The organism is Pseudomonas sp. S150, assembly GCF_004526365.1.
GTDB classification, from domain to species: domain Bacteria; phylum Pseudomonadota; class Gammaproteobacteria; order Pseudomonadales; family Pseudomonadaceae; genus Aquipseudomonas; species Aquipseudomonas putida_A.
In genome coordinates, this window is record NZ_CP038207.1 from 2624738 (window position 1) to 2646836 (window position 22099).

General features: G+C 61.7%; 16 protein-coding genes and 1 other RNA gene. 13 read left to right on the forward strand and 4 right to left on the reverse strand.

Features of this window, described 5'->3' with window-relative positions; translation table 11 throughout:
- Positions 1-22: 22 nt before the first annotated feature.
- The 7 genes from E3Z29_RS12155 (at position 23) to E3Z29_RS12185 (ending at position 11682) form a co-directional block, all read left to right on the forward strand.
- Positions 23-682: a GntR family transcriptional regulator gene (locus E3Z29_RS12155; protein WP_134785863.1), complete on the forward strand. Its 660-nt coding sequence runs from the start codon at positions 23-25 to the stop codon at positions 680-682.
- 2 nt (positions 683-684) lie between these two features.
- A complete protein-coding gene (gene smc / locus E3Z29_RS12160) occupies positions 685-4173 on the forward strand; it encodes a chromosome segregation protein SMC (protein WP_098967970.1) in 3489 nt (1162 codons plus the stop codon).
- 259 nt (positions 4174-4432) lie between these two features.
- A complete protein-coding gene (gene zipA / locus E3Z29_RS12165) occupies positions 4433-5296 on the forward strand; it encodes a cell division protein ZipA (protein WP_027613270.1) in 864 nt (287 codons plus the stop codon).
- Between the two features lie 224 nt (positions 5297-5520).
- Positions 5521-7878 carry an NAD-dependent DNA ligase LigA gene (gene ligA, locus E3Z29_RS12170; RefSeq protein ID WP_134785864.1) on the forward strand — a complete coding sequence of 786 codons (2358 nt, stop codon included), beginning with the start codon at positions 5521-5523 and terminating at the stop codon, positions 7876-7878.
- Between the two features lie 251 nt (positions 7879-8129).
- Entirely contained in the window at positions 8130-9296 is a 1167-nt protein-coding gene (locus tag E3Z29_RS12175; protein WP_134785865.1) for a putative zinc-binding metallopeptidase, read from the forward strand.
- Positions 9297-9407: 111 nt separating this feature from the next.
- An RNA gene (ffs, locus tag E3Z29_RS12180) (signal recognition particle sRNA small type) lies at positions 9408-9504 on the forward strand.
- A gap of 228 nt (positions 9505-9732) precedes the next feature.
- Positions 9733-11682 carry a hypothetical protein gene (locus E3Z29_RS12185; protein ID WP_134785866.1) on the forward strand — a complete coding sequence of 650 codons (1950 nt, stop codon included), beginning with the start codon at positions 9733-9735 and terminating at the stop codon, positions 11680-11682.
- A gap of 121 nt (positions 11683-11803) precedes the next feature.
- Here E3Z29_RS12185 and E3Z29_RS12195 read toward each other — a convergent pair whose 3' ends face one another.
- Positions 11804-12553: an ABC transporter substrate-binding protein gene (locus E3Z29_RS12195; RefSeq protein WP_134785867.1), complete on the reverse strand. Its 750-nt coding sequence runs from the start codon at positions 12551-12553 to the stop codon at positions 11804-11806.
- Between the two features lie 143 nt (positions 12554-12696).
- On the opposite strand from E3Z29_RS12195, the gene dnaX reads away from it, so the two are divergent.
- From dnaX to E3Z29_RS12220, 5 genes are all read left to right on the forward strand, one after another.
- Entirely contained in the window at positions 12697-14778 is a 2082-nt protein-coding gene (gene dnaX, locus E3Z29_RS12200; protein WP_098967975.1) for a DNA polymerase III subunit gamma/tau, read from the forward strand.
- A 67-nt stretch (positions 14779-14845) separates the two neighbouring features.
- Positions 14846-15184 (forward strand): YbaB/EbfC family nucleoid-associated protein, encoded by a 339-nt coding sequence (locus E3Z29_RS12205; protein ID WP_003223337.1) that lies wholly within the window; start codon positions 14846-14848, stop codon positions 15182-15184.
- A 264-nt stretch (positions 15185-15448) separates the two neighbouring features.
- Positions 15449-16483, forward strand: coding sequence for an NADP-dependent oxidoreductase (locus tag E3Z29_RS12210; RefSeq protein WP_134785868.1), 1035 nt, complete (start codon positions 15449-15451; stop codon positions 16481-16483).
- A 66-nt stretch (positions 16484-16549) separates the two neighbouring features.
- Positions 16550-17152, forward strand: coding sequence for a recombination mediator RecR (gene recR, locus E3Z29_RS12215; RefSeq protein WP_007965550.1), 603 nt, complete (start codon positions 16550-16552; stop codon positions 17150-17152).
- A 201-nt stretch (positions 17153-17353) separates the two neighbouring features.
- Positions 17354-18502: an acyl-CoA dehydrogenase family protein gene (locus E3Z29_RS12220; RefSeq protein ID WP_134785869.1), complete on the forward strand. Its 1149-nt coding sequence runs from the start codon at positions 17354-17356 to the stop codon at positions 18500-18502.
- Positions 18503-18622: 120 nt separating this feature from the next.
- On the opposite strand, the gene E3Z29_RS12225 is transcribed toward E3Z29_RS12220, so the two are convergent.
- Entirely contained in the window at positions 18623-19171 is a 549-nt protein-coding gene (locus E3Z29_RS12225; RefSeq protein WP_003223345.1) for an adenine phosphoribosyltransferase, read from the reverse strand.
- A gap of 78 nt (positions 19172-19249) precedes the next feature.
- Positions 19250-19984 carry a fumarate/nitrate reduction transcriptional regulator Fnr gene (gene fnr, locus E3Z29_RS12230; RefSeq protein ID WP_003223347.1) on the reverse strand — a complete coding sequence of 245 codons (735 nt, stop codon included), beginning with the start codon at positions 19982-19984 and terminating at the stop codon, positions 19250-19252.
- 155 nt (positions 19985-20139) lie between these two features.
- On the opposite strand from fnr, the gene E3Z29_RS12235 reads away from it, so the two are divergent.
- Entirely contained in the window at positions 20140-20622 is a 483-nt protein-coding gene (locus E3Z29_RS12235; RefSeq protein WP_098967978.1) for a hypothetical protein, read from the forward strand.
- On the opposite strand, the gene hemN is transcribed toward E3Z29_RS12235, so the two are convergent.
- Positions 20619-22001: an oxygen-independent coproporphyrinogen III oxidase gene (gene hemN, locus E3Z29_RS12240; RefSeq protein WP_134785870.1), complete on the reverse strand. Its 1383-nt coding sequence runs from the start codon at positions 21999-22001 to the stop codon at positions 20619-20621. The two genes, E3Z29_RS12235 and hemN, sit on opposite strands and share 4 nt — an antisense overlap.
- Positions 22002-22099 lie beyond the last annotated feature (98 nt).

Sequence of the window (22099 nt, forward strand, 5' to 3'; positions counted from 1 at the left end):
TCGAAGAGTTTGAAGGACAACCATGACGTTCAAGGCGCCGGACAGCCTCGCCGAGCAAATTGCTCACCACCTCGCCGAACGCATCATTCGCGGCGAAATGAAGCCGGGAGAGCGCATTCAGGAACAGAAGGTCACGCTGGCCCTCAATGTCAGCCGCGGATCGGTCCGCGAAGCCCTGCTGATCCTCGAACGCCGTCACCTGATCGCGATCCTGCCGCGACGTGGCGCCCATGTCACCGAACTCACCGCGCACAAGGTGCAGAGCCTGTGCACGCTGATGAGCGAGCTGTACATCCTGCTCGGCAATGCGGTCGCCAATGGCTGGCAGATCCAGGCCGACATGGCGCCGTTCGTGCAGATCCAGCAGCGCCTGACCGCCAGCTACGAGCGTCAGGACATCCGCACCTTCGTCGACGACAGCTTCGCCGTGATGCGCGCTGCGTACCCGTTTGCCAACAACCCGTACCTGCAAGAGACCGTCGAGAACCTGCAGCCGGCCATGAGCCGTGCCTATTTCCTCGCCCTCGAACAGCGCAAGGCCGAAATGAGCGAGTTTCTCGAACTGTTCGAACGCCTGCTGGCCGCTGTGCTCGCCCGTGATTTGCCGCAGATCCGCATCGTGCTGACGGCTTACGCCCAGCGCAGCTGCGATCTGGTGGTCTCCGCCCTGACGGTTGCCTGAGCGTGCGGCTGAAGTGCATCAAACTGGCGGGGTTCAAGTCCTTCGTCGACCCGACCACGGTGAACTTCCCCAGTAACATGGCGGCGGTCGTCGGGCCGAACGGTTGCGGCAAGTCGAACATTATCGACGCCGTACGCTGGGTGATGGGCGAGAGTTCGGCGAAGAACCTGCGTGGCGAGTCGATGACCGACGTCATCTTCAACGGCTCGACCAGCCGCAAACCGGTGAGCCAGGCGAGCATCGAACTGGTGTTCGACAACTCCGACGGCACCCTGGTCGGCGAGTACGCGGCTTACGCCGAGATCTCCATTCGCCGCAAAGTCACCCGCGACAGCCAGAACAGCTATTTCCTCAACGGCGCCAAGTGCCGTCGTCGCGACATTACCGACATCTTCCTCGGCACCGGCCTCGGCCCGCGCAGCTACTCGATCATCGAGCAGGGGATGATCTCCAAGCTGATCGAAGCCAAACCGGAAGACCTGCGCAACTTCATCGAAGAGGCGGCGGGCATCTCCAAGTACAAGGAGCGTCGGCGCGAAACCGAAAACCGCATCCGCCGCACCCACGAAAACCTTGCGCGTCTGACCGACCTGCGTGAAGAACTCGAGCGCCAGCTCGAACGCTTGCACCGGCAGGCCGAGTCCGCCAAGAAGTATCAGGAATACAAGAGCGAAGAGCGCCAGCTCAAGGCGCAACTGTCGGCCCTGCGCTGGCAGGATCTGAACGATCAGGTCGGCCAGCGCGAGTCGATCATCGGCACCCAGGAAGTCAGTTTCGAAGCGCTGGTCGCCGAGCAGCGCAATGCCGATGCGGCTATCGAGCGGCTGCGCGACGGGCACCATGAACTGTCCGAGCGCTTCAATCTGGTGCAGGGCCGCTTCTATTCGGTCGGCGGCGACATCGCCCGGGTCGAGCAGAGCATCCAGCACGGCCAGCAGCGCTTGCGCCAGTTGCAGGACGATCTGAAAGAAGCCGAGCGCGCGCGTCTGGAAACCGAATCGCACCTGGGCCACGACCGCACGCTGCTGCTGACCCTCGGCGAAGAGCTGGACATGCTCACCCCCGAGCAGGAAGTCACCAGCGCCGCTGCCGAAGAAGCCGCCGCTGCGCTGGAAGAAGCCGAGCTGACCATGCACGGCTGGCAAGAGCAGTGGGACACCTTCAACCTGACCGCCGCCGAACCACGGCGTCAGGCTGAGGTGCAGCAGTCACGGATCCAGCAGCTGGAAACCAGCATGGAGCGTCTTGCCGATCGGCAAAAGCGTCTCGCCGAAGAGCGCGATCTGCTTTCCGCCGACCCGGAAGACGCGGCGATCATGGCGCTCAACGAGCAGCTCGCCGAATCCGAGGCGACCCTCGAAGATTTGCAGACCAGCGAAGAAGCGCAGGTCGAAAAACTGGAACAACTGCGTCAGGAATTGCAGCAGGCACTGACCGCGCAGCAGCAGGCGCAGGGCGATTTGCAGCGCCTCAACGGGCGACTGGCGTCGCTGGAAGCCTTGCAGCAAGCCGCGCTCGACCCGGGCACCGGCACCGCCGAATGGCTGAAGGAACACAACCTCGCCGAACGGCCGCGTCTCGCCGAAGGCTTGAAGGTCGAGGCCGGTTGGGAGCTGGCGGTGGAAACCGTGCTCGGCGCCGATCTGCAAGCGGTGCTGGTGGACGACTTCAACGGCTTCGATCTGTCCGGTTTCACCCAAGGCGATCTGCGCCTGCTCAGCCCCGCCAGCGATGGTGTGCGAGTGGCGGGCAGCCTGCTGGATAAAGTCGAGGCGCAGATCGATCTGTCGCCGTGGCTCGGCCAGGTCAAACCGGTCGACAGCCTTGAACAGGCGTTGGCCCTGCGCGGCCAGTTGAGTGCCGGGCAGAGCCTGATCAGTCGCGACGGTTACTGGGTTGGTCGACACTTCCTGCGGGTGCGTCGCGCCAGTGAAGCCGAGAGCGGCATGCTTGCCCGTGGCCAGGAAATCGAGACGCTGCAGGTCGAACGCGAAGAGCGCGAAGCCACGGTCGAAGCCATGGAAACCCGTCTGCAAACCCTGCGGGCGCAACAGCGGCAGCAGGAAAACGGCCGCGAACACTTGCGCCGTTTGCTGCAGGACGAAGCCCGCTCCCAAGGTGAATTGAAAGCCCAGTTGTCCGCCGGTAAAGCCAAGGCTGAACAGCTGACGCTGCGCCGCACCCGACTCGATGAGGAGCTGATCGAACTCGGCGAGCAACGCGAACTGGAACACGAGCAGATCGGCGAAGCGCGCATGCAATTGCAGGAAGCGCTCGACGCCATGGCGCTGGATACCGAGCAGCGCGAGTTGCTGCTGGCTCAGCGTGACAGCCTGCGAGAACGCCTTGATCGCGTGCGCCAGGAAGCCCGCCAGCACAAGGATCACGCCCATCAACTGGCGGTGCGTCTCGGCTCGTTGCGCGCGCAGCACGATTCCACGCGTCAGGCGTTGGAACGTCTGGAGATGCAGGCCGAGCGCCTGACCGAAAAACGCGAACAGTTGAGTCTGAATCTGGAGGAGGGCGAGGCACCGCTGGAAGAGCTGCGCCTGAAACTCGAAGAGCTGCTCGACAAACGCATGACCGTCGACGAAGAACTGAAGACTGCGCAGATTGCGCTGGAAGACGCCGACCGCGAATTGCGCGAGGCGGAAAAGCGCCGGACCCAGGCCGAGCAGCAATCGCAACTGATCCGTGGCCAGCTCGAACAGCAGCGCATGGAATGGCAAGCGCTGACCGTGCGGCGCAAGGCGTTGCAGGATCAATTGCTCGAAGACGGCTACGATCTCAATGGCGTGCTCGCGACCTTGACGCCTGAGGCCAGTGAACGCGCCGCCGAAGAAGAACTCGAACGAATCAATGCGCGGATTCAGCGCCTGGGTGCGATCAACCTCGCGGCCATCGACGAATACACGCAACAATCCGAGCGTAAACGTTATCTGGATGCGCAGGACGCCGATCTGGTCGAGGCATTGGAGACCCTGGAAAACGTCATTCGCAAGATCGACAAGGAAACCCGTAACCGCTTCAAGGATACCTTTGATCAGATCAATGGCGGATTACAGGCGCTTTTCCCGAAAGTTTTCGGTGGTGGCAGCGCGTATTTGGAACTGACGGGCGAAGATCTACTCGATACAGGGGTGACGATCATGGCGCGGCCGCCAGGAAAGAAGAACAGCACCATCCATTTGCTCTCCGGCGGGGAAAAAGCCCTGACCGCGCTGGCACTGGTTTTTGCGATCTTCAAATTGAATCCGGCGCCGTTCTGCATGCTCGATGAAGTTGACGCGCCACTGGATGACGCTAACGTTGGACGCTACGCACGATTGGTTAAAGAGATGTCGCAGACCGTGCAGTTCATCTATATCACCCACAACAAGATCGCCATGGAAATGGCCGATCAACTGATGGGTGTGACGATGCACGAGCCGGGTTGTTCGCGACTGGTTGCAGTGGATGTCGAGGAGGCGATGGCGATGGTGGACGCCTGAGTCAGCGTGGTGTCGGAAGGGTATGAGTAGTCTGTAGGACTTTTTTACCGACTTCGACTTGCTGGCCAATCGACATATTCGCGCAAGCCAATGTGACAGACGGTGTAAAGTTGTCTTTGGTCGTGCTAGTTTAATGTCAATTTTTCGTATACGTGGGCAAAACGCCTGTCAGAACATAGAGTTGGCGCCACGTTTTAAAGCGGTTTGCACAATGTAAACCCCTTATTTTTCAGCATTTTTTATAGAGGCACGGGATTACATGGAAATCGGTCTGCGCGAGTGGCTGATCGTCATCGGCATCATTGTGATAGCCGGTATTCTTTTCGATGGCTGGCGCCGTATGCGCGGCGGCAAGGGAAAACTGAAATTCCGTCTTGACCGAAGTCTGTCCAACCTGCCGGACGAGGACACCAGCGCCGAGCTGTTGGGCCCGGCCCGCGTGCTGGATACGCACAAAGAGCCGCAACTGGACGAACACGATCTGCCGTCGGTGAGCATGCCGGCCCGCGAAGCACGCGAGCCTCGCGAATCCGGTTCGAAACGTGGCAAGCGCGGCAGCAATGGTCCGGCCCAGGGCGACCTGAACCTCGATCTGGATCTGGACGGCGGTCCGAGCTTCAGCAGCCGTGATGATGACTTCGTCGACGACAGCAAGCCTGCGCCAGCGGTGGCCGACAAGGATCAGCCGCAAGCCGAAGAAGTCCTGGTGATCAGCGTGATCTGCCGCGACGCCGCCGGCTTCAAAGGCCCGGCCCTGCTGCAGAACATTCTCGAAAGCGGTCTGCGTTTTGGCGAGATGGATATTTTCCACCGCCACGAAAGCATGGCCGGCAACGGTGAAGTGCTGTTCTCCATGGCCAATGCGGTCAAGCCGGGCATCTTCGATCTGGACGACATCGACCATTTCAGCACCCCGGCGGTGAGCTTCTTCCTCGGCCTGCCAGGCCCGCGTCATCCGAAGCAGGCCTTCGACGTGATGGTGGCGGCAGCACGCAAGCTGTCGCAGGAACTGAACGGCGAGCTGAAAGACGACCAGCGCAGCGTGCTGACCGCACAGACTATCGAGCACTACCGTCAGCGCATCGTCGAATTCGAACGCCGCGCCCTGACCCAGAAGCGCTAAGGCCAGAGCGCAGTTGTGGCGAGGGAGCTTGCTCCCGCTCGGTGGCGAAGCCGCCGTAAATCCTGCAACCTGGTTGTGCCTGATGCAACACGGTGGATGGTATTGGGCTGCTTCGCAGCCCAGCGGGAGCAAGCTCCCTCGCCACAATGTCCATAGCCTTGAGCTATTGTGATTTAGAAGATTGAGCAGCCTCGGCTGCTCTTTTGCTTTATGAGAGAACACCCATGACCGCCGCCAAAAACCGCATTCTAGAGCTGCGCGCTGAACTCGATCAGCACAACTACCGTTACCACGTCCTCGACGAGCCGAGCATTCCGGACGCCGAGTACGATCGGTTGTTCCACGAGCTCAAGGCACTGGAAGCGGCCAATCCGGAACTGATCACCAGCGACTCGCCGACCCAGCGTGTCGGCAGCGTGGCACTGACCGCGTTCACCCAGGTGCGTCACGAAGTGCCAATGCTCAGCCTCGGCAACGCCTTCGAAGAAACCGACATGCGCGAGTTCGACCGCCGGGTGACCGAAGGTCTGGATCTGCCGGCCGGTGATCTGTTCGGTGGCGGCGCGGCGGTGGAATACAGCTGCGAGCCGAAACTCGATGGCCTGGCGGTCAGCCTGCTGTATCAGGACGGCGTGCTGGTGCGCGGCGCCACCCGTGGCGACGGCACCACCGGTGAAGACATCAGCGTCAACGTGCGCACCGTGCGCAACATCCCGTTGAAGCTGCACGGCTCAGGCTGGCCGGCGACCCTCGAAGTGCGCGGGGAAGTGTTCATGTCCAAGGCCGGTTTCGAGCGCCTCAACGCCTCGCAACTGGAAGTCGGCGGCAAGACCTTCGCCAACCCGCGCAACGCCGCTGCCGGCAGCCTGCGTCAGCTGGATTCGAAGATCACCGCCAATCGCCCGCTTGAATTCTGCTGCTACGGCATCGGTCAGGTCTCCCACGATATCTCCGATACTCACATCGGCAACCTCAAGCAATTGCAGAAGTGGGGCATGCCGATCAGCCACGAGCTGAAGCTGGCCAAAGGCATCGGCGAGTGCCTGGATTACTACCGCGACATCGGTGAGCGGCGTAACGCGCTGGCCTACGAAATCGACGGTGTGGTGTTCAAGGTCAACAGCATCGCCGATCAGCGCGAGCTGGGCTTCCGGGCCCGCGAACCGCGCTGGGCGATTGCGCACAAATTCCCGGCGATGGAAGAACTCACCGAACTGCTCGACGTGGAATTCCAGGTCGGTCGCACCGGCGCGGTCACTCCGGTGGCGCGGTTGAAACCGGTCAAGGTCGCCGGCGTCACCGTCGCCAACGCGACCCTGCACAACATGGATGAAGTGGCGCGCCTGGGCCTGATGATCGGCGACACGGTGATCATCCGTCGCGCCGGTGACGTGATCCCGCAGGTGGTGCAAGTGGTCACCGAACGTCGCCCGGAGAATGCTCGTCCTGTAGCGATTCCAGAGAATTGCCCGGTCTGCGGCTCCCATGTCGAGCGCACGCAACTGGTCAAGCGCAGCAAAGGCAAGGAAACCATCAGTGAAGGTGCGGTGTACCGCTGCGTCGGCCGTCTGGCCTGTGGCGCGCAACTTAAGCAGGCGATCATTCATTTCGTCTCGCGCCGGGCGATGGATATCGAAGGCCTTGGCGACAAGAGCGTCGAGCAACTGGTCGATGAAGGTCTGGTCAGCTCGCCGGCCGATCTGTATGCGCTGAAGTTCGACGACATTGTCGATCTGGAGGGCTTTGCCGAGGTCTCCAGCAACAAGCTGCTGGCAGCCATCGAAGACAGCAAGCAACCGGGTCTGGCGCGCTTCATTTACGCCCTCGGCATTCCCGATGTCGGCGAGGAGACGGCCAAGGTCTTGGCGCGCTCGCTGGGGTCGCTGGAGCGCGTGCAGCAGGCGTTGCCGCAAGTGTTGACCTACCTGCCGGACATCGGCCTGGAAGTGGCGCACGAGATTCACAGCTTCTTTGAGGATGCGCACAACCAGCAAGTGATCACCGAGTTGTTGGGGCATGGCCTGCAGATTCAGGATCAGGGTGAACTCGGCGCTGAATTTGCCGCCAGCACCACGCTCGGCGGCTTGCTCGACAAACTGCACATCCCTTCGGTTGGGCCGGGCGGTGCGCAGAAACTGGCGGACAAATTCGGTTCGCTGCAAGCGGTGATGGATGCCGACTGGCTGGACATGCGCCAGGCGTTGCCGGAGAAGCAGGCCAATTCTGTTCGCGAGTTTTTTGCTGTGCCCGAGCATCGGCTGATCGCCGAGGCCGCCGAGAAACAGCTGCGGGATTTCGGCATGCACTGGCTGAGCGAGAAGAAAGTCGTCGAAGGCCTGCCGCTGTCCGGCGAGACCTGGGTGCTGACCGGCAAGGTCGAATTGATGAGCCGTGATGTGGCCAAAGAACACCTGGAAAGCCTCGGCGCCAAGGTCGCCGGCTCGGTATCGGCGAAAACTCATTGTGTGGTCGCAGGGCCGGGTGCTGGCTCGAAGCTGACCAAGGCCAATGAACTGGGGGTGAAGGTGATGGATGAAGAGGCGTTTATCGCGTTCCTCAAAACCCATGGCATTTCTGCCTGATAGGGCTCAAACCTGTAGTGAGGGGATTTATCCCCGACCGGCTGCGCAGCAGTCGTAAAGCCTGAGCACACGGTTTGTCTGATTCAACCGAGTTTTAGGATTTGGGGCTGCTTCGCAACCCATCGGGGCGGTGCGACGTTTCGCTAAATCCCCTCACCACAAGGGTGGTATCGGCCAATAGCCGTGGAGTATTCGGAACGATGTCGGCTCGGCAATGATCTAGTCTTGGCAAGCCCCAGGGAGAGATCGCCATGTACCGCTTTTTCGAGCAGCTCAGTTCTCGCATCGTCGCGCCGTTCATGGGCGAATCTTCACGCAACAGCAAAATCTGGCCGTGCCGCTGCGGCCAGTCGCTGTTCTTTCGCAACAGTCAGTGCCTGGCTTGCAGCGCCTTGTTGGGCTATCAGCCTGAAGAAAGTCGCCTGACCTCGCTGCAACCGGGGCCGCACGACGGCAGTTGGACACTCGATGCCGATCCCGACGCCGGACTGTTTCGTCGCTGCGCCAACCTCGACACGCCCGCCGCGTGCAACTGGCTGCTGCCGGATAACGGCCACGACAGCCTGTGCATCGCCTGCAGCCTCAACCGCACCATCCCCGACCTCTCAGTGCCGGAAAACCCCGAACGCTGGCGCAAAGTCGAAATCGCCAAGCGCCGGCTGGTGGCGCAACTGATCACCCTCGGCCTGCCGGTCATCCCGAAAACCGTGGATGAGGCCACCGGTCTGGCCTTCGACTTCATCGGCGTCGACCTCGAAGGCAACGCGCCAATGACCGGCCACGCCAACGGTCTGATCACCCTCGATATCAAAGAAGCCGACGACGCCCATCGCGAGCAGGTGCGGGCGGCAATGCATGAACCCTATCGCACGCTGCTCGGGCATTTCCGGCATGAGGTCGGGCATTATTATTGGGATCGTTTGATCGCCAACGGCCCGTGGCTCGAAGCTTTTCGCAACCTGTTCGGCGACGAGCGCGCCAGTTACGCCGAAGCGCTCGACCGTCATTATCAACAGGGCGCACCGCTGGACTGGCCGCAACACTACGTCAGCGCCTACGCGACCATGCACCCATGGGAAGATTGGGCCGAAACCTGGGCGCATTACCTGCACATGATGGATGCGGTGGATACCGCGCTGGGTTTCGGCATGAGCGCGCGGGAAATGGACTTCGACTACCAGCCGTTTCCGCCGAGCACCCTGTATGACCCGGAGCACCCCGGCGGCGCGGCGTTCCTGTCGTTCGTCAATGCGTGGATCGAACTGGCGGGCATGCTCAACGAGCTGTCACGCAGCATGGGGCAGCCGGATTTCTACCCGTTCGTGCTGCCGGCGGCGGCGATTGCCAAGCTGCACTTCATCCATCTGGTGATCCAGCAGGCGGGCGGCAAGGCGGACGAGGTGTTGCAGGCGCAATAGCAAGTGCTTGAAGCCCTTCATATTTTTTATCTGAAACCAACGGTTGTAACTTCGCTTCAGATAGGTACAATGGCGCGGCTCGCCGACAGGTGAGTGTCGTTATGGTGACCCCATCGGTCCCCCCGCAACGATTACCCGTGAACCTGGTCAGAGCCGGAAGGCAGCAGCCACAGCGGGAACATTGTGTGCCGGGGTGTGGCTGGTGGGGTTACCACCTTAACGAACGAAGAACGCTTCAACAGAACTGCATGGGTTTCGCCCACTGCGGTTTTTTTATGCCCGCGATTTGGGCTTTCACACCAGCCCCTGTGGGAGCGAGCCTGCTCGCGAAGGCTGCCCCCCGATGCCTGTTCAGCCACCAAGGTTGAACAGTGGCATACTCCACCGTCTTGCTGCGCGCGTCGTTGACAAGTTCGCGCCCTGGCTACGAGGTTGTATGCACCCGGAACATCACGATTTATCCACCGCCGTGTACTTGCCCGTGACGGATGAGACCTGCGCCAGCCTGTTGCAGCCCGATGGCGCAAAAAACCTCGGCGAGTTGACGGATGCGCAGCTGGCCGCCGTGCTGGTCATCCAGAATCTGGCTCAGGCCACCGAAAAGGATCTCACCGCCGCAGCAGCGGAGAAGGTGCTGGCGCGCCTGATCGCCTGGGCGGTCGATGGCGGGGCAGGGCTGCTGTCCGAGGCGCAACGGCTGTTCGACCCGCGCCAGTTGTACTTCGGCCTGAACGCCATCAGGGGATTGAACCTGCGATTGCTGTTGGCCGAAGAGGTGTCGGCGCAGGATTACCTGCTGCCCGATGGCAAGTGGGATGACGAGTTCAAGACGCGCCACCACGCGATCAACAATCCGTTCAGCCAGCAGATGATCAGCCCCGCGCACCGCGAGCGCTGGCTCAGCGCCGCGCAGGACAAACTGGTCAGAACCTTCCGCGCCAACCTCGATGAAGACCTGCACGTGCAAGGCTATGCCGGGATCGGCAAGAGCCACCTGGTCGGTGCCTTGACCGAGTGCCTGGACCCCGGGAAAACCCTGTTGCTGGCACGCACCCCGGAAAAACTCGCGACCCTGTGCCAGCGCATGGGCGTTGCCAGTGAACGCAAGCCCGGCATCACCTTCGAGGCGTTCGCACGCGGGCTGATTTATGGGCGCAAGCCGCAGCCGGCAAGCGCCGCTGGCCGAGTCGCGAGCAAGCAGAGTCTGGCGCAGGAGCTGAACATCCTCGGCTTTCGCGAGCATGACGCGCAAAGGACTCTCAACGTCTGTCTGGAAACCCTCGAGCGCTATTGCCACTCCCGGGATTACAGCCTGTCGGCGCATCATCTGCCGTATTTCAAACTGTCCTTGTCCAGCCTTGAGTCCAAGGTGCTGCTGGAATATTCAAGCCGCGTGTGGACTTACCTTGAGGCCAACCCGGCGTGGGGCCGGCAGAGCGGCTTTGAAGCCTTGTTGCTGATCAAGCGGGCAAGCCTTGCGGGCTGCGTGGTGCCGCCGCGTTATACCCACGTGCTGATTGACGAGAGTCAGGACATTCCCGCCTCGCTGCTGCAGATTATCGAGCGCGGCCGGCAGGTGCTGATCACGCTTGGGGATGAGTATCAGCATGCCGAGCGCGATCTGGTGAAAAGAAAGCGTGAAGTGCGCCAGAGCGATATCACCTATTCGGTGCGCTCGGGGCGCAACGTCGAACGTCTGGTCAATCCGCTGATTTCCCGGCACTCGGAAAAGAGCAAGGTGCCGTTCGAAGGCGCGCGTGAAGCTGACGTCGGCATCGAGTTTTATCCGCAGGGCTTTGTCCCGCCCGAAGGTTGCGTGGTGCTGACCGCGTCCCCTTGGGACACCATGAAGTGGGCCATGCAGCTGCACGATGCCAATTGCCTGTTCAGCTTTGCCGACATGAAAGCCCAGCGCGACCTCGAGCACTTCATGATCACCGCCATCGAACTGTTCAGGGTCGACTTCTACAGTGCCGAACACAGCGAGAAGGGCCCGCATCGCTATTTCAGCGATCTGCCCAAGTGGCAGCAGGTGCGCGATGCCAACCAGTTCGACGAGGCGTTTCTGTGGGTCGAGGCCGAACTGGAGAAGGGCTTCAAGGTCGCTGACCTGACCCGGCTCAATCGGATGATCGGCAGCCCCGGCAAAAGCTGCCTGCTGATGCTGGCGCAAGAGGCGGGCGGCATGGAGTTCGACCGCGTTCTGCTGACGCCCGAGCTGCTGACCAACGTGCAGTTCAAGGACGCCTACGCGTTCGATCAGCGGATCTGCGCCGTGTACATCGCCATCTCCCGCGCCCGGCAGCAGCTTTATCTGCCGTACGACGTGGTCGAGTGGATCGAATTTCACGACTACCAGAAATTCCGTGAGTCGCACGGCTACTGAATAATTCTCTGTCGGAAATGTCCCCCTGTGGGAGCGGGCTTGCTCGCGAAGGCGGTGTGCCAGTTAACGAATCAGGTGACTGACACAACGCCTTCGCGAGCAAGCCCGCTCCCACAATGGGTTATGGGGTGGCTTCAGCGGACCCGGTATACAACCGGATGATGTCATCAATCTCCCCCGACATTTTCATCCGCAACAACGTGCGCAGGATCCGCTGCACTGGCACCTGAGGGTCATTCCTCACGTAGCAGCCCACATGCTGCTCCTGCAGCACCGCGACGCCGTGCAGTTGCTGCCCGGGCAGCAGGCGCTGATTGAACCAGTCCAGTGTCCATTGATTGCTCACCGCATAGCGGTAGCGGCCGGCCAGGAGTTTTTCCAGCACTTGTTCCTGATTACGCGCGTCCTCGCGTTGCAGGCGATCGGCGTCGAACAGCGGTTGCAGGGTCGGATAGGTATAGCCGAGCACGGTGCCGATCGATTGGCGGGGCAGGTCGGCAGGGTCGACGCGGGGCGGCTGAGCGTCGCGGCTGATCAGCAAATCGCGCTGGAACAGCAGCGGAAGGCTCCAGATATAGTCCCCGGACTGATTCGGCAGCCACGATTGTGCGGCATAGCAGCGCACGTCGACTTCGCCGTGCTCCATGGCGTTCTGCACCCGGGCGCGCGGCAGGACGTGGAATTCGGCCGGCACGCCGACCTGCGTCGCAAGGCTGAGCATGATGTCGTGGAGGATGCCCTGGGTCGGGCGGCCGTGGTCGATCTGCACCATCGGCATCGCCCAGCTGTCGGCCACGACAAAGCGCAGCGGCGGTTCGGACGCGCTCACGCTCAGACTGATCCCCAACAAAGCTCCCAAGGCCCAACGCATACATGCTCCGATGAGTCCCGATCACGAGCGAAATTTCCCCGCCAACAGCAGCTTAGCCAGATTAGACGAGCACACCGGATGCAATTTTGCCCTTGCTCCGCTAGCATTAGCCGCTTCAGCTTCCTTCGTTGCGACGGTTTTCGATGAGTTATCAGGTTCTTGCACGTAAATGGCGTCCGCGCTCGTTCCGCGAAATGGTCGGCCAGACCCATGTGCTCAAGGCTCTGATCAATGCCTTGGACAGCCAGCGGCTGCACCACGCGTACCTGTTCACCGGTACCCGCGGGGTCGGTAAGACCACCATTGCGCGGATCATTGCCAAATGCCTGAACTGTGAGACAGGTATCACTTCGAGCCCCTGCGGCGAGTGTTCGGTATGCCGCGAGATCGATGAAGGGCGCTTCGTCGACCTGATCGAGATCGACGCCGCGAGCCGGACCAAGGTCGAAGACACCCGCGAGCTGCTCGACAACGTGCAGTACGCGCCGAGCCGCGGGCGCTTCAAGGTCTACCTGATCGACGAAGTGCACATGCTCTCCAGCCATTCCTTCAATGCGCTGCTGAAAACCCTCGAAGAGCCGCCGCCGTACGTCAAGTTCATCCTGGCGACGACGGATCCGCAGAAACTTCCGGCAACGATTTTGTCGCGTTGCCTGCAGTTCTCGCTGAAGAACATGACGCCCGAGCGTGTGGTCGAGCATCTGACCCACGTGCTCGGCGCCGAAAACGTGCCGTTCGAGGACGACGCGCTGTGGTTGCTGGGCCGCGCCGCTGACGGCTCGATGCGTGACGCCATGAGCCTGACCGACCAGGCCATCGCCTTCGGTGAAGGCAAGGTATTGGCCGCCGACGTGCGGGCGATGCTCGGCACGCTGGATCACGGTCAGGTCTTCGACGTGCTCCACGCGCTGATCGAAGGCGACGCCAAGGCGTTGCTCGAAGCCGTGCGCCATCTGGCCGAGCAAGGCCCGGACTGGAACGGCGTGCTCTCGGAAATTCTCAACGTGCTGCACCGCGTCGCCATCGCCCAGGCCTTGCCTGAAGGTGTCGACAACGGTCATGGCGACCGTGACCGCGTATTGGCATTGGCTCAGGCGCTGCCGGCCGAAGACGTGCAGTTCTATTACCAGATGGGCCTGATCGGTCGCCGCGACTTGCCGCTGGCGCCGGATCCCCGTGGTGGCTTTGAAATGGTCCTGCTGCGGATGCTGGCCTTCCGGCCGGCGGATACGACGGACGCCCCGAGGCAACCGCTAAAGCCAGTGGGGATCAGCCAGGCCACAGTTGATTCCGCAAATTCAGTGGCTGCCGCGCCCAAGCCTGCGCCGGTAGTCGCTGCGGCTGTTGCGCCTGCACCGGTTGTTGTTCCAGCACCAACGCCGGCTCCAGAGCCAGCGCCTGTGGTGGCCCATGCGCCAGAACCGGAACCAGAGCCAGTCGCCGCCGAAGCGGTGGTCGACCTGCCATGGAACGATCCGGTCGAACCCGAGCCGGAACCCGAGCCGGTGCAGCAACCAGCCGTCGAGCCGGTGCTGGAAACCGCCAGCGAGCAGCCCGAGTTGCCGCCGATGCCGCTGCCGACCCCGGACAGCGTGGTGCCGGATGCACCGGAGTGGGCCGCTGCGCCGATTCCCGAGCCGTCGGTCGCCGACGTCGATGCCGCCACTCCAGGCATGGACCTCGACGACGAGCCGCCGCTGGACGAAGACTACATCGAGCCGGACATGGATTCGGCCTACAGCTACCTCGACGACCTGGCCAGCGAACACACCGCCGAGCCGGCCCCGGAACCCGAGCCGGAGCCTGCCGCAGCGCCGGCCACCGGTCTGGCGTTGCAATGGCTGGAGCTGTTCCCGCAACTGCCGATCTCCGGCATGACCGGCAGCATCGCCGCCAACTGCACGCTGATCGCGGTCGATGGCGACCATTGGCTGATGCACCTGGACCCGGCGCACAGCGCGCTGTTCAACGCCACGCAACAGCGGCGCCTGAACGATGCGTTGAACCAGTTCCACGGTCGCACGCTGACCCTGACCATCGAGTTGATCAAGCCCGAGCAGGAAACCCCGGCGCAGGCCGCGTCCCGTCGCCGGGCCAACCGTCAGCGCGAGGCGGAGGAATCGATCCACGGGGATCCGTTCATCCAGCAGATGGTCCAGCAGTTCGGTGCAGTGGTGCGACACGATACTATTGAACCTGTCGACGCCTTGGTCGCCCAAGGCTAATAACTGAGGGCGTCCGGCCTCGCTGGCCGGGCGCTGTTTTGATCCAAGTACTTTTGAGGTGATTCCCATGATGAAAGGTGGCATGGCCGGCCTGATGAAGCAGGCGCAGCAGATGCAGGAAAAAATGGCCAAGATGCAGGAAGAACTGGCCAACGCCGAAGTCACCGGCAAGGCCGGTGGCGATATGGTCACCGTGGTGATGACCGGTCGTCACGACGTGAAAAGCGTCAGCATCGACCCAAGCCTGGTTGAAGGCCTGAGCGAAGACGACAAGGAAATGCTCGAAGCCGTTGTCGCCGCGGCCGTCAACGACGCCGTGCGCAAGATCGAAGCCAACAGCCAGGAAAAAATGGGCAGCATGACCGCCGGCATGAACCTGCCAGCAGGTATGAAACTGCCATTCTGATTCGCCTTTGCGGGTTGGATGAGCTACACAAAATGCCAGGCATTGCGCTTGGCATTTTTGTTTCTGCCTGATCGTTATGTGTTGGCGGGGCTGACGCCTTCGCGAGCAAGCCCGCTCCCACATGTTGAAATGCATTCCCCTGTGGGAGCGGGCTTGCTCGCGAAGGCGTCGACTCGGACCAACTGAAGAAACATCGAACCCACCACCGCCGCCAAAGGTCTGCTCCCTATACCCCCGAATTCCCCATTCACAGGAGACGCTGACATGTCCGACCCTCTGACCCTCAACCAACGCTTCGTCCTCGCTTCACGTCCGGTGGGCGCGCCGACTCCGGAAAACTTCCGTCTGGAGCGCGAAGCGTTGCCGGATCTCGAAGACGGCCAGGTGTTGCTGAAAACCCTGTACCTGTCGCTGGACCCTTACATGCGCGGGCGCATGAGCGATGCACCGTCCTACGCCGCGCCGGTACAAATCGGCGAAGTGATGACCGGTGGCGCTGTCAGCCGTGTCGAGAATTCCCGTCATCCGAAATTCCACCAGGGCGATCTGGTGGTCGGCCTCACCGGCTGGCAAAGCCACAGCATCAGCGACGGGCGCAACATCATGCCGATTCCGTCCGGTCTGCCGAGCCCGTCGATGGCGCTCGGTGTACTGGGCATGCCGGGGATGACCGCGTACATGGGGCTGATCGACATCGGTCAGCCGAAAGAAGGCGAGACCCTGGTGGTGGCTGCAGCGTCCGGTGCGGTCGGTTCAGTGGTCGGTCAGGTGGCGAAGATCAAGGGCCTGCGCGCCGTGGGTGTGGCCGGTGGTGCCGACAAATGCAAATACGTGGTCGAGGAACTGGGGTTTGATGCCTGCATCGATCACAGGGCGCCGGACTTTGCCGAACAACTGGCCAAGGCTTGCCCGAATGGCATCGACATCTATTACGAGAACGTCGGCGGGCATGTGTTCGATGCCGTGGTGCCGCTGCTCAACCCCAAGGCGCGGATCCCGCTGTGCGGGCTGATCGCCGGTTACAACGCCACTGAAGCGCCGCAAGGTCCGGATCGTCTGCCGATGCTGCAACGCACCCTGCTGACCAAGCGTGTACGGATTCAGGGCTTCATCGTGTTTGACGACTACGGCGACCGCCAGCCTGAGTTCATCAGCCATATGGTGCCGTGGGTGCGCGACGGCAAGGTCAAATTCCGCGAAGACGTGGTGGAAGGTCTGGAGCAGGCGCCCGAGGCGTTCATCGGTCTGCTGGAGGGGCGCAACTTCGGCAAACTGGTGGTGAAGGTCGCCCAGGACTGAGCATTTGACGCTGGCCAGAGGCGCGGGTATAAACCGCGTCTCGTTGTTTTGTCGGACTTTTTACCCATGAGCTTCAGCCCTTTGATTCGCCAACTGATCGACGCCCTGCGCACTTTGCCGGGCGTGGGTCAGAAAACCGCCCAGCGCATGGCGTTGCAGTTGCTCGAGCGTGATCGCAGCGGCGGCACGCGCCTGGCCCAGGCCTTGAGCCAGGCCATGGAAGGGGTGGGGCACTGCCGTCAGTGCCGCACGCTGACCGAAGACGATCTGTGCCCGCAGTGCGCCGACACGCGCCGCGACGACACGCTGCTGTGCGTGGTGGAAGGGCCGATGGACGTGTATGCGGTGGAGCAAACGGGTTTCCGTGGGCGCTACTTCGTGCTCAAGGGCCACCTGTCGCCGCTCGACGGTCTGGGGCCGGAAGCTATCGGTATTCCGCAGCTGATGGCGCGTATTGAAGAGGCGGGCACCTTTACCGAAGTCATCCTCGCCACCAACCCGACGGTGGAAGGTGAAGCTACTGCGCATTACATCGCTCAACTTCTGGCCAACAAAGGCTTGATCGCCTCGCGGATTGCCCACGGTGTGCCGTTGGGTGGGGAGCTGGAGTTGGTGGATGGCGGGACACTGGCGCATTCGTTTGCCGGGCGTAAGCCGATTTCCCTCTAAGTCATAGGGTGTCTGAACAGACGCCTTCGCGAGCAAGCCCGCTCCCACAGTTGATCGAGTTCATTCAGATTGAATGCGGTCGAATGTGGGAGCGGGCTTGCTCGCGAATGGCGCACCTCGGTCTGACTGATTCACACAAACCTATTGAAAACCAAGCAAGCGCTCGGTTAACGTCGGCCAACCCTTCGATGGAGTTCGCCGATGCCTGCTTTCCAGGAATACTTCGACCCCAGCCACCAAATGGTCCGCGACAGCGTCAAACGTTTCGTCGAGCGCGAGATCCTGCCGGACATCGATGCGTGGGAAGAAGCCGAAAGCTTTCCCCGTGAGCTGTACCAGAAGGCCGGGGCGGCGGGGATTCTTGGCATCGGTTATCCCGAAGCGCTGGGTGGCAGCCACGAAGGTGATGTGTTCGCCAAGGTTGCCGCCAGCGAAGAACTGATGCGCTGCGGCTCCGGTGGTCTGGTCGCGGGCCTCGGTTCGCTGGATATCGGCCTGCCACCGATCGTCAAATGGGCCCGGCCCGAGGTGCGCGAGCGCGTCGTGCCGCAAGTGCTCAGCGGCGAGAAAATCAGCGCCCTGGCGGTCACCGAGCCCGGCGGCGGCTCCGACGTCGCCAACCTTCAGACCCGCGCCGTGCGTGACGGCGAATTCTACCGGGTCAGCGGCAGCAAAACCTTTATCACCAGCGGCGTGCGTGCCGATTTCTACACCGTTGCGGTGCGCACCGGAGCGCCGGGTTTCGGCGGCATCAGTCTGTTGCTGATCGAGAAGGGCACCCCAGGCTTCACGGTAGGCCGCCAGCTAAAGAAAATGGGCTGGTGGGCCTCGGACACCGCTGAGCTGTTCTTCGACGATTGCAGGGTGCCCGTGGGCAATCTGATCGGCGCGGAGAACATGGGCTTCGCCTGCATCATGGGCAATTTCCAGAGTGAACGGCTGGCGCTGGCACTGATGGCCAACATGACCTCGCAGCTCGCGCTCGAAGAGGCGCTGAAGTGGGCGCGCGAGCGTGAGGCGTTCGGCAAACCCATCGGCAAGTTCCAGGTGATCAAGCATCGGCTGGCCGAAATGGCCACGGCGCTGGAAGTATCGCGCGAGTTCACCTACCGCCAGGCGGCGAAAATGGCGGCGGGGCAGAGCGTGATCAAGGAGATTTCCATGGCCAAGAACGTTGCCACGGACACCTCGGACCGGATTACCACCGAGGCAGTGCAGATTCTTGGTGGCCTGGGTTACATGCGCGAAAGTCTGGTGGAGCGGCTGTATCGGGATAACCGCATTCTGTCGATTGGCGGCGGGACGCGGGAGGTGATGAACGAGATCATCAGCAAGCAGATGGGGCTTTAGGTTCTGCGGTGAGGCTGCAGGCCCCTTCGCGAGCAAGCCCGCTCCCACATTGGATCTGTGGCGTTCACAAATCCTCTGTGGGAGCGGGCTTGCTCGCGAAGGCGCCAGTACAGACGCCGCTTACTTGTCAGTCAAAGCAAACTGCGTCAGACAGAAAGTAGGAATCCCCATATCTTCCAGGCGCTGCGAACCCCCCAGCTCCGGCAGATCGATAATCGCCGCCGCCTCATGCACCCGCGCGCCCATGCGGCGGATCAGGTTGGCCGCGGCGATCAGCGTGCCACCGGTGGCAATCAGGTCATCGAACATCACCACCGAATCGCCTTCGCACAGGCTGTCGGCGTGTACTTCGAGGAACGCTTCACCGTATTCGGTCGCATAACCCTCGGCCAACACGTCCGCCGGCAGTTTTCCCTGCTTGCGGAACAGCACCAGCGGCTTGTTCAGTTGGTAGGCCAGCACCGAACCGATCAGGAAACCGCGCGCATCCATCGCGCCGATGTGGGTGAAATCGGCTTCCACATAACGGTGGGCGAAGCTGTCCATCACCAGGCGCAGGGCCTTGGGCGACTGGAACAGCGGGGTGATGTCGCGAAAGATCACGCCCGGTTTCGGGAAGTCGATCACGGGGCGGATCAGGGATTTGATGTCGAAGGAGTCGAAGACCATCGTCGAGGTGTCCTGGCAGGGCTGCAAACGGCGCAGTATACCCGCGGCTGAAACGCTTCGCTCAACCGCGGATCGAGATCAGCCTTCGAGCGAGCCGCCGGCCAGGGCGCAGAGCTGGATCGGGTCGAGGATGTGGATCTCTTTGCCCTCGGCGGCGATCAGTTCGTTCTGCTGGAAGCGGGTGAATACCCGTGACACGGTTTCCACCGCCAGGCCCAGATAATTGCCGATTTCATTACGCGACATGCTCAAGCGGAACTGGTTGGCCGAGAACCCGCGAGCACGGAAGCGGGCCGATAGGTTGACCAGGAACGTGGCGATGCGCTCGTCGGCGGTTTTTTTCGACAGCAACAGCATCATTTGCTGGTCGTCACGGATCTCGCGGCTCATCACCCGCATCAACTGACGGCGCAGCTGCGGCAGTTGCAGGGCCAGTTCATCAAGGCGTTCGAAAGGAATTTCACAGACCGAGGTGGTCTCCAGGGCCTGGGCCGACACCGGGTGTTTCTCGGTGTCCATGCCGGACAGGCCGACCAGTTCGCTCGGCAGGTGGAAACCGGTCAGCTGTTCTTCGCCGCTGTCGCTCAGGCTGAAGGTCTTCAGCGCGCCGGAGCGTACTGCATAAACGGAATCGAAGGTGTCGCCCTGACGGAACAGGAACTCACCCTTTTTCAACGGGCGGCCACGTTTAACGATTTCGTCCAGCGCATCCATGTCTTCCAGATTCAGAGAAAGTGGCAGGCAGAGAGGGGCCAGGCTGCAATCCTTGCAATGGGCCTGGTTGTGAGCGCGCAGTTTGACTGGCTCGGACATTTCTTAAATCCTTGTGGGAAAACACACATAAGACGTAAGGGTAACCCACGGGGGGACATTCAGGCCAGCCTGTGGCGAGTTTGTCCCGCGGGCGTAAAGCCGCAGGGCAAGTGGCCGATAAAGGGGTATCACCACGCATGCAAGGAATCGCTTCGATGGCCGCCATTGACACGCTGAACCCCGGTAATAGCGGCGTTGCGTCTGTGCCGAGCACCGCCAGGACGGGCACCGACAGCGAGCAGAATGCCGCCTCTGCGCCGTTGACAACCCCGACCTTGGTCGAGGGCGTCAAAGTGTCGCTGTCCGGCGCCTCCATCGAAAAATCCTTCAGCGTCAGTGGTGAGAACAGCGACATCGAAGACAGCGGCTTGCCCGAGAACGTCCAGCAGTTGCTGAAGATGATCCGCAAACTGCAAAAAGAGATCGCCGAGAAGAAAGCCCGGATGGCGGCCGTCATGTCCGACAGAACACTGACCAACGAAGCCAAGGTCAATATGCTCGCCGCGCTGCGCGGTGCCATCGCCGCCCTGAATACCGGGCTGATCAGCGCCAATCTGGCCCTGTCCAAAGTCATGGATCAGTCCGGCCTCACCTCCGAGCAGAACCTCAAACTCGGCTCACTGCTGACGAAAAACTAGATCACCCGCGAGAAGCGCTGGCGGTTCTGCTGTTCCAGATACGCGTCGAACACCATGCACACCGAACGCACCAGCAGACGCCCGGCCGGCAACACCTCGATGCGCTCGCGTTCCAGCGTGATCAATCCATCGTTGGCCATGCCTTGCAGTTGCGGCCACAGCTCGCCGAAATAGCCCTGAAAATCGATGTTGAACGCTTGCTCGATTTCGGCGAATTCCAGGCTGAAATTGCAGATCAGTTGCTGGATCACCGCACGCCGCAGGCGATCGTCGGCATTGCACACCAGGCCACGGCTGGTTGCCAGTTGCGCGGCGGCGAGGGTGTTCTGGTACTGGTTCAGATCGCTGTTGTTCTGGCAGTAGAGGTCGCCGATCTGGCTGATCGCCGACACCCCAAGACCAATCAGGTCGCAATGGCCGTGAGTGGTGTAGCCCTGAAAGTTGCGCTGCAGGGTCTGTTCTTCCTGAGCGATTGCCAGCTCATCGTCGGGCAGCGCGAAGTGGTCCATGCCGATGTAGCGGTAGCCGGCGGCGGTCAGTTGTTCGATGGTGCGCTGGAGCATTTCCAGTTTTTGCGCAGGGCTTGGCAGTTCGTGGCTGTTGATCCGCCGCTGCGGCATGAAGCGCTCCGGCAAGTGCGCGTAGTTGAACACCGAGAGCCGGTCCGGTTGCAGGCTGATGACTTCCTCGACAGTGCGCGCGAAGTTTTCCGGGGTCTGCTTGGGCAGGCCATAGATCAAGTCGATGTTGATCGAGCGAAATTGCAGGGTGCGCGCCGCGTCGATGACTGCGCGGGTCTCCTCAAGGCTTTGCAGGCGATTGACCGCGCGCTGTACCGCCGGATCAAGGTCTTGCAGGCCGATGCTGACCCGATTGAAGCCGAGTTCGCGCAGCAGGCCCATGGTCGACCAGTCGGCCTCGCGTGGGTCGATCTCGATGCCGTAGTCGCCGGAATCGTCATCCAGCAGATTGAAGTGTTTGCGCAGATGCGCCATCAGCTGACGCAGTTCGTCATGGCTGAGAAAGGTCGGGGTGCCGCCGCCGAAGTGCAATTGCTCGACTTTCTGCGCCGGCTCCAGATGGCAGGCGATCAACTGGATTTCCTGCTCCAGGCGCTGCAGATACGGCTGTGCCCGCCCGCGATCCTTGGTGATGACTTTGTTGCAGGCGCAGTAGTAGCAAATGTTCGCGCAGAACGGCACGTGCACATAAAGAGACAACGGGCGCAGCGCCTTGCGGCTGTCGCGCAGGGCATGGAACAGGTCGAAGGTGCCGACCTGGCTGTTGAATTGCACGGCCGTCGGATACGAGGTGTAGCGCGGCCCCGCCAGGTCGTAGCGGCGGATCAGATCAGTGTCCCAACGAATGGCGTCGAGCATGCGGGCATTCCCCCGGATAGGCTGGCAGTGTGGCGAGTCTATCGGGGTGCGGCGACGGGGCTGTTGATTTGCATCAAGAGCATAAGAGCAAAAGATCG

What these genes read in the sequence shown, in the direction of transcription:
- E3Z29_RS12155 (WP_134785863.1), top strand. Translation starts at nt 23, where the DNA reads ATGACGTTCAAGGCGCCGGACAGCCTCGCCGAGCAAATTGCTCACCAC.
- zipA (WP_027613270.1), top strand. Translation starts at nt 4,433, where the DNA reads ATGGAAATCGGTCTGCGCGAGTGGCTGATCGTCATCGGCATCATTGTG.
- ligA (WP_134785864.1), top strand. Translation starts at nt 5,521, where the DNA reads ATGACCGCCGCCAAAAACCGCATTCTAGAGCTGCGCGCTGAACTCGAT.
- E3Z29_RS12175 (WP_134785865.1), top strand. Translation starts at nt 8,130, where the DNA reads ATGTACCGCTTTTTCGAGCAGCTCAGTTCTCGCATCGTCGCGCCGTTC.
- E3Z29_RS12185 (WP_134785866.1), top strand. Translation starts at nt 9,733, where the DNA reads ATGCACCCGGAACATCACGATTTATCCACCGCCGTGTACTTGCCCGTG.
- E3Z29_RS12195 (WP_134785867.1), bottom strand. Translation starts at nt 12,553, where the DNA reads ATGCGTTGGGCCTTGGGAGCTTTGTTGGGGATCAGTCTGAGCGTGAGC.
- dnaX (WP_098967975.1), top strand. Translation starts at nt 12,697, where the DNA reads ATGAGTTATCAGGTTCTTGCACGTAAATGGCGTCCGCGCTCGTTCCGC.
- E3Z29_RS12205 (WP_003223337.1), top strand. Translation starts at nt 14,846, where the DNA reads ATGATGAAAGGTGGCATGGCCGGCCTGATGAAGCAGGCGCAGCAGATG.
- E3Z29_RS12210 (WP_134785868.1), top strand. Translation starts at nt 15,449, where the DNA reads ATGTCCGACCCTCTGACCCTCAACCAACGCTTCGTCCTCGCTTCACGT.
- recR (WP_007965550.1), top strand. Translation starts at nt 16,550, where the DNA reads ATGAGCTTCAGCCCTTTGATTCGCCAACTGATCGACGCCCTGCGCACT.
- E3Z29_RS12220 (WP_134785869.1), top strand. Translation starts at nt 17,354, where the DNA reads ATGCCTGCTTTCCAGGAATACTTCGACCCCAGCCACCAAATGGTCCGC.
- E3Z29_RS12225 (WP_003223345.1), bottom strand. Translation starts at nt 19,171, where the DNA reads ATGGTCTTCGACTCCTTCGACATCAAATCCCTGATCCGCCCCGTGATC.
- fnr (WP_003223347.1), bottom strand. Translation starts at nt 19,984, where the DNA reads ATGTCCGAGCCAGTCAAACTGCGCGCTCACAACCAGGCCCATTGCAAG.
- E3Z29_RS12235 (WP_098967978.1), top strand. Translation starts at nt 20,140, where the DNA reads ATGGCCGCCATTGACACGCTGAACCCCGGTAATAGCGGCGTTGCGTCT.
- hemN (WP_134785870.1), bottom strand. Translation starts at nt 22,001, where the DNA reads ATGCTCGACGCCATTCGTTGGGACACTGATCTGATCCGCCGCTACGAC.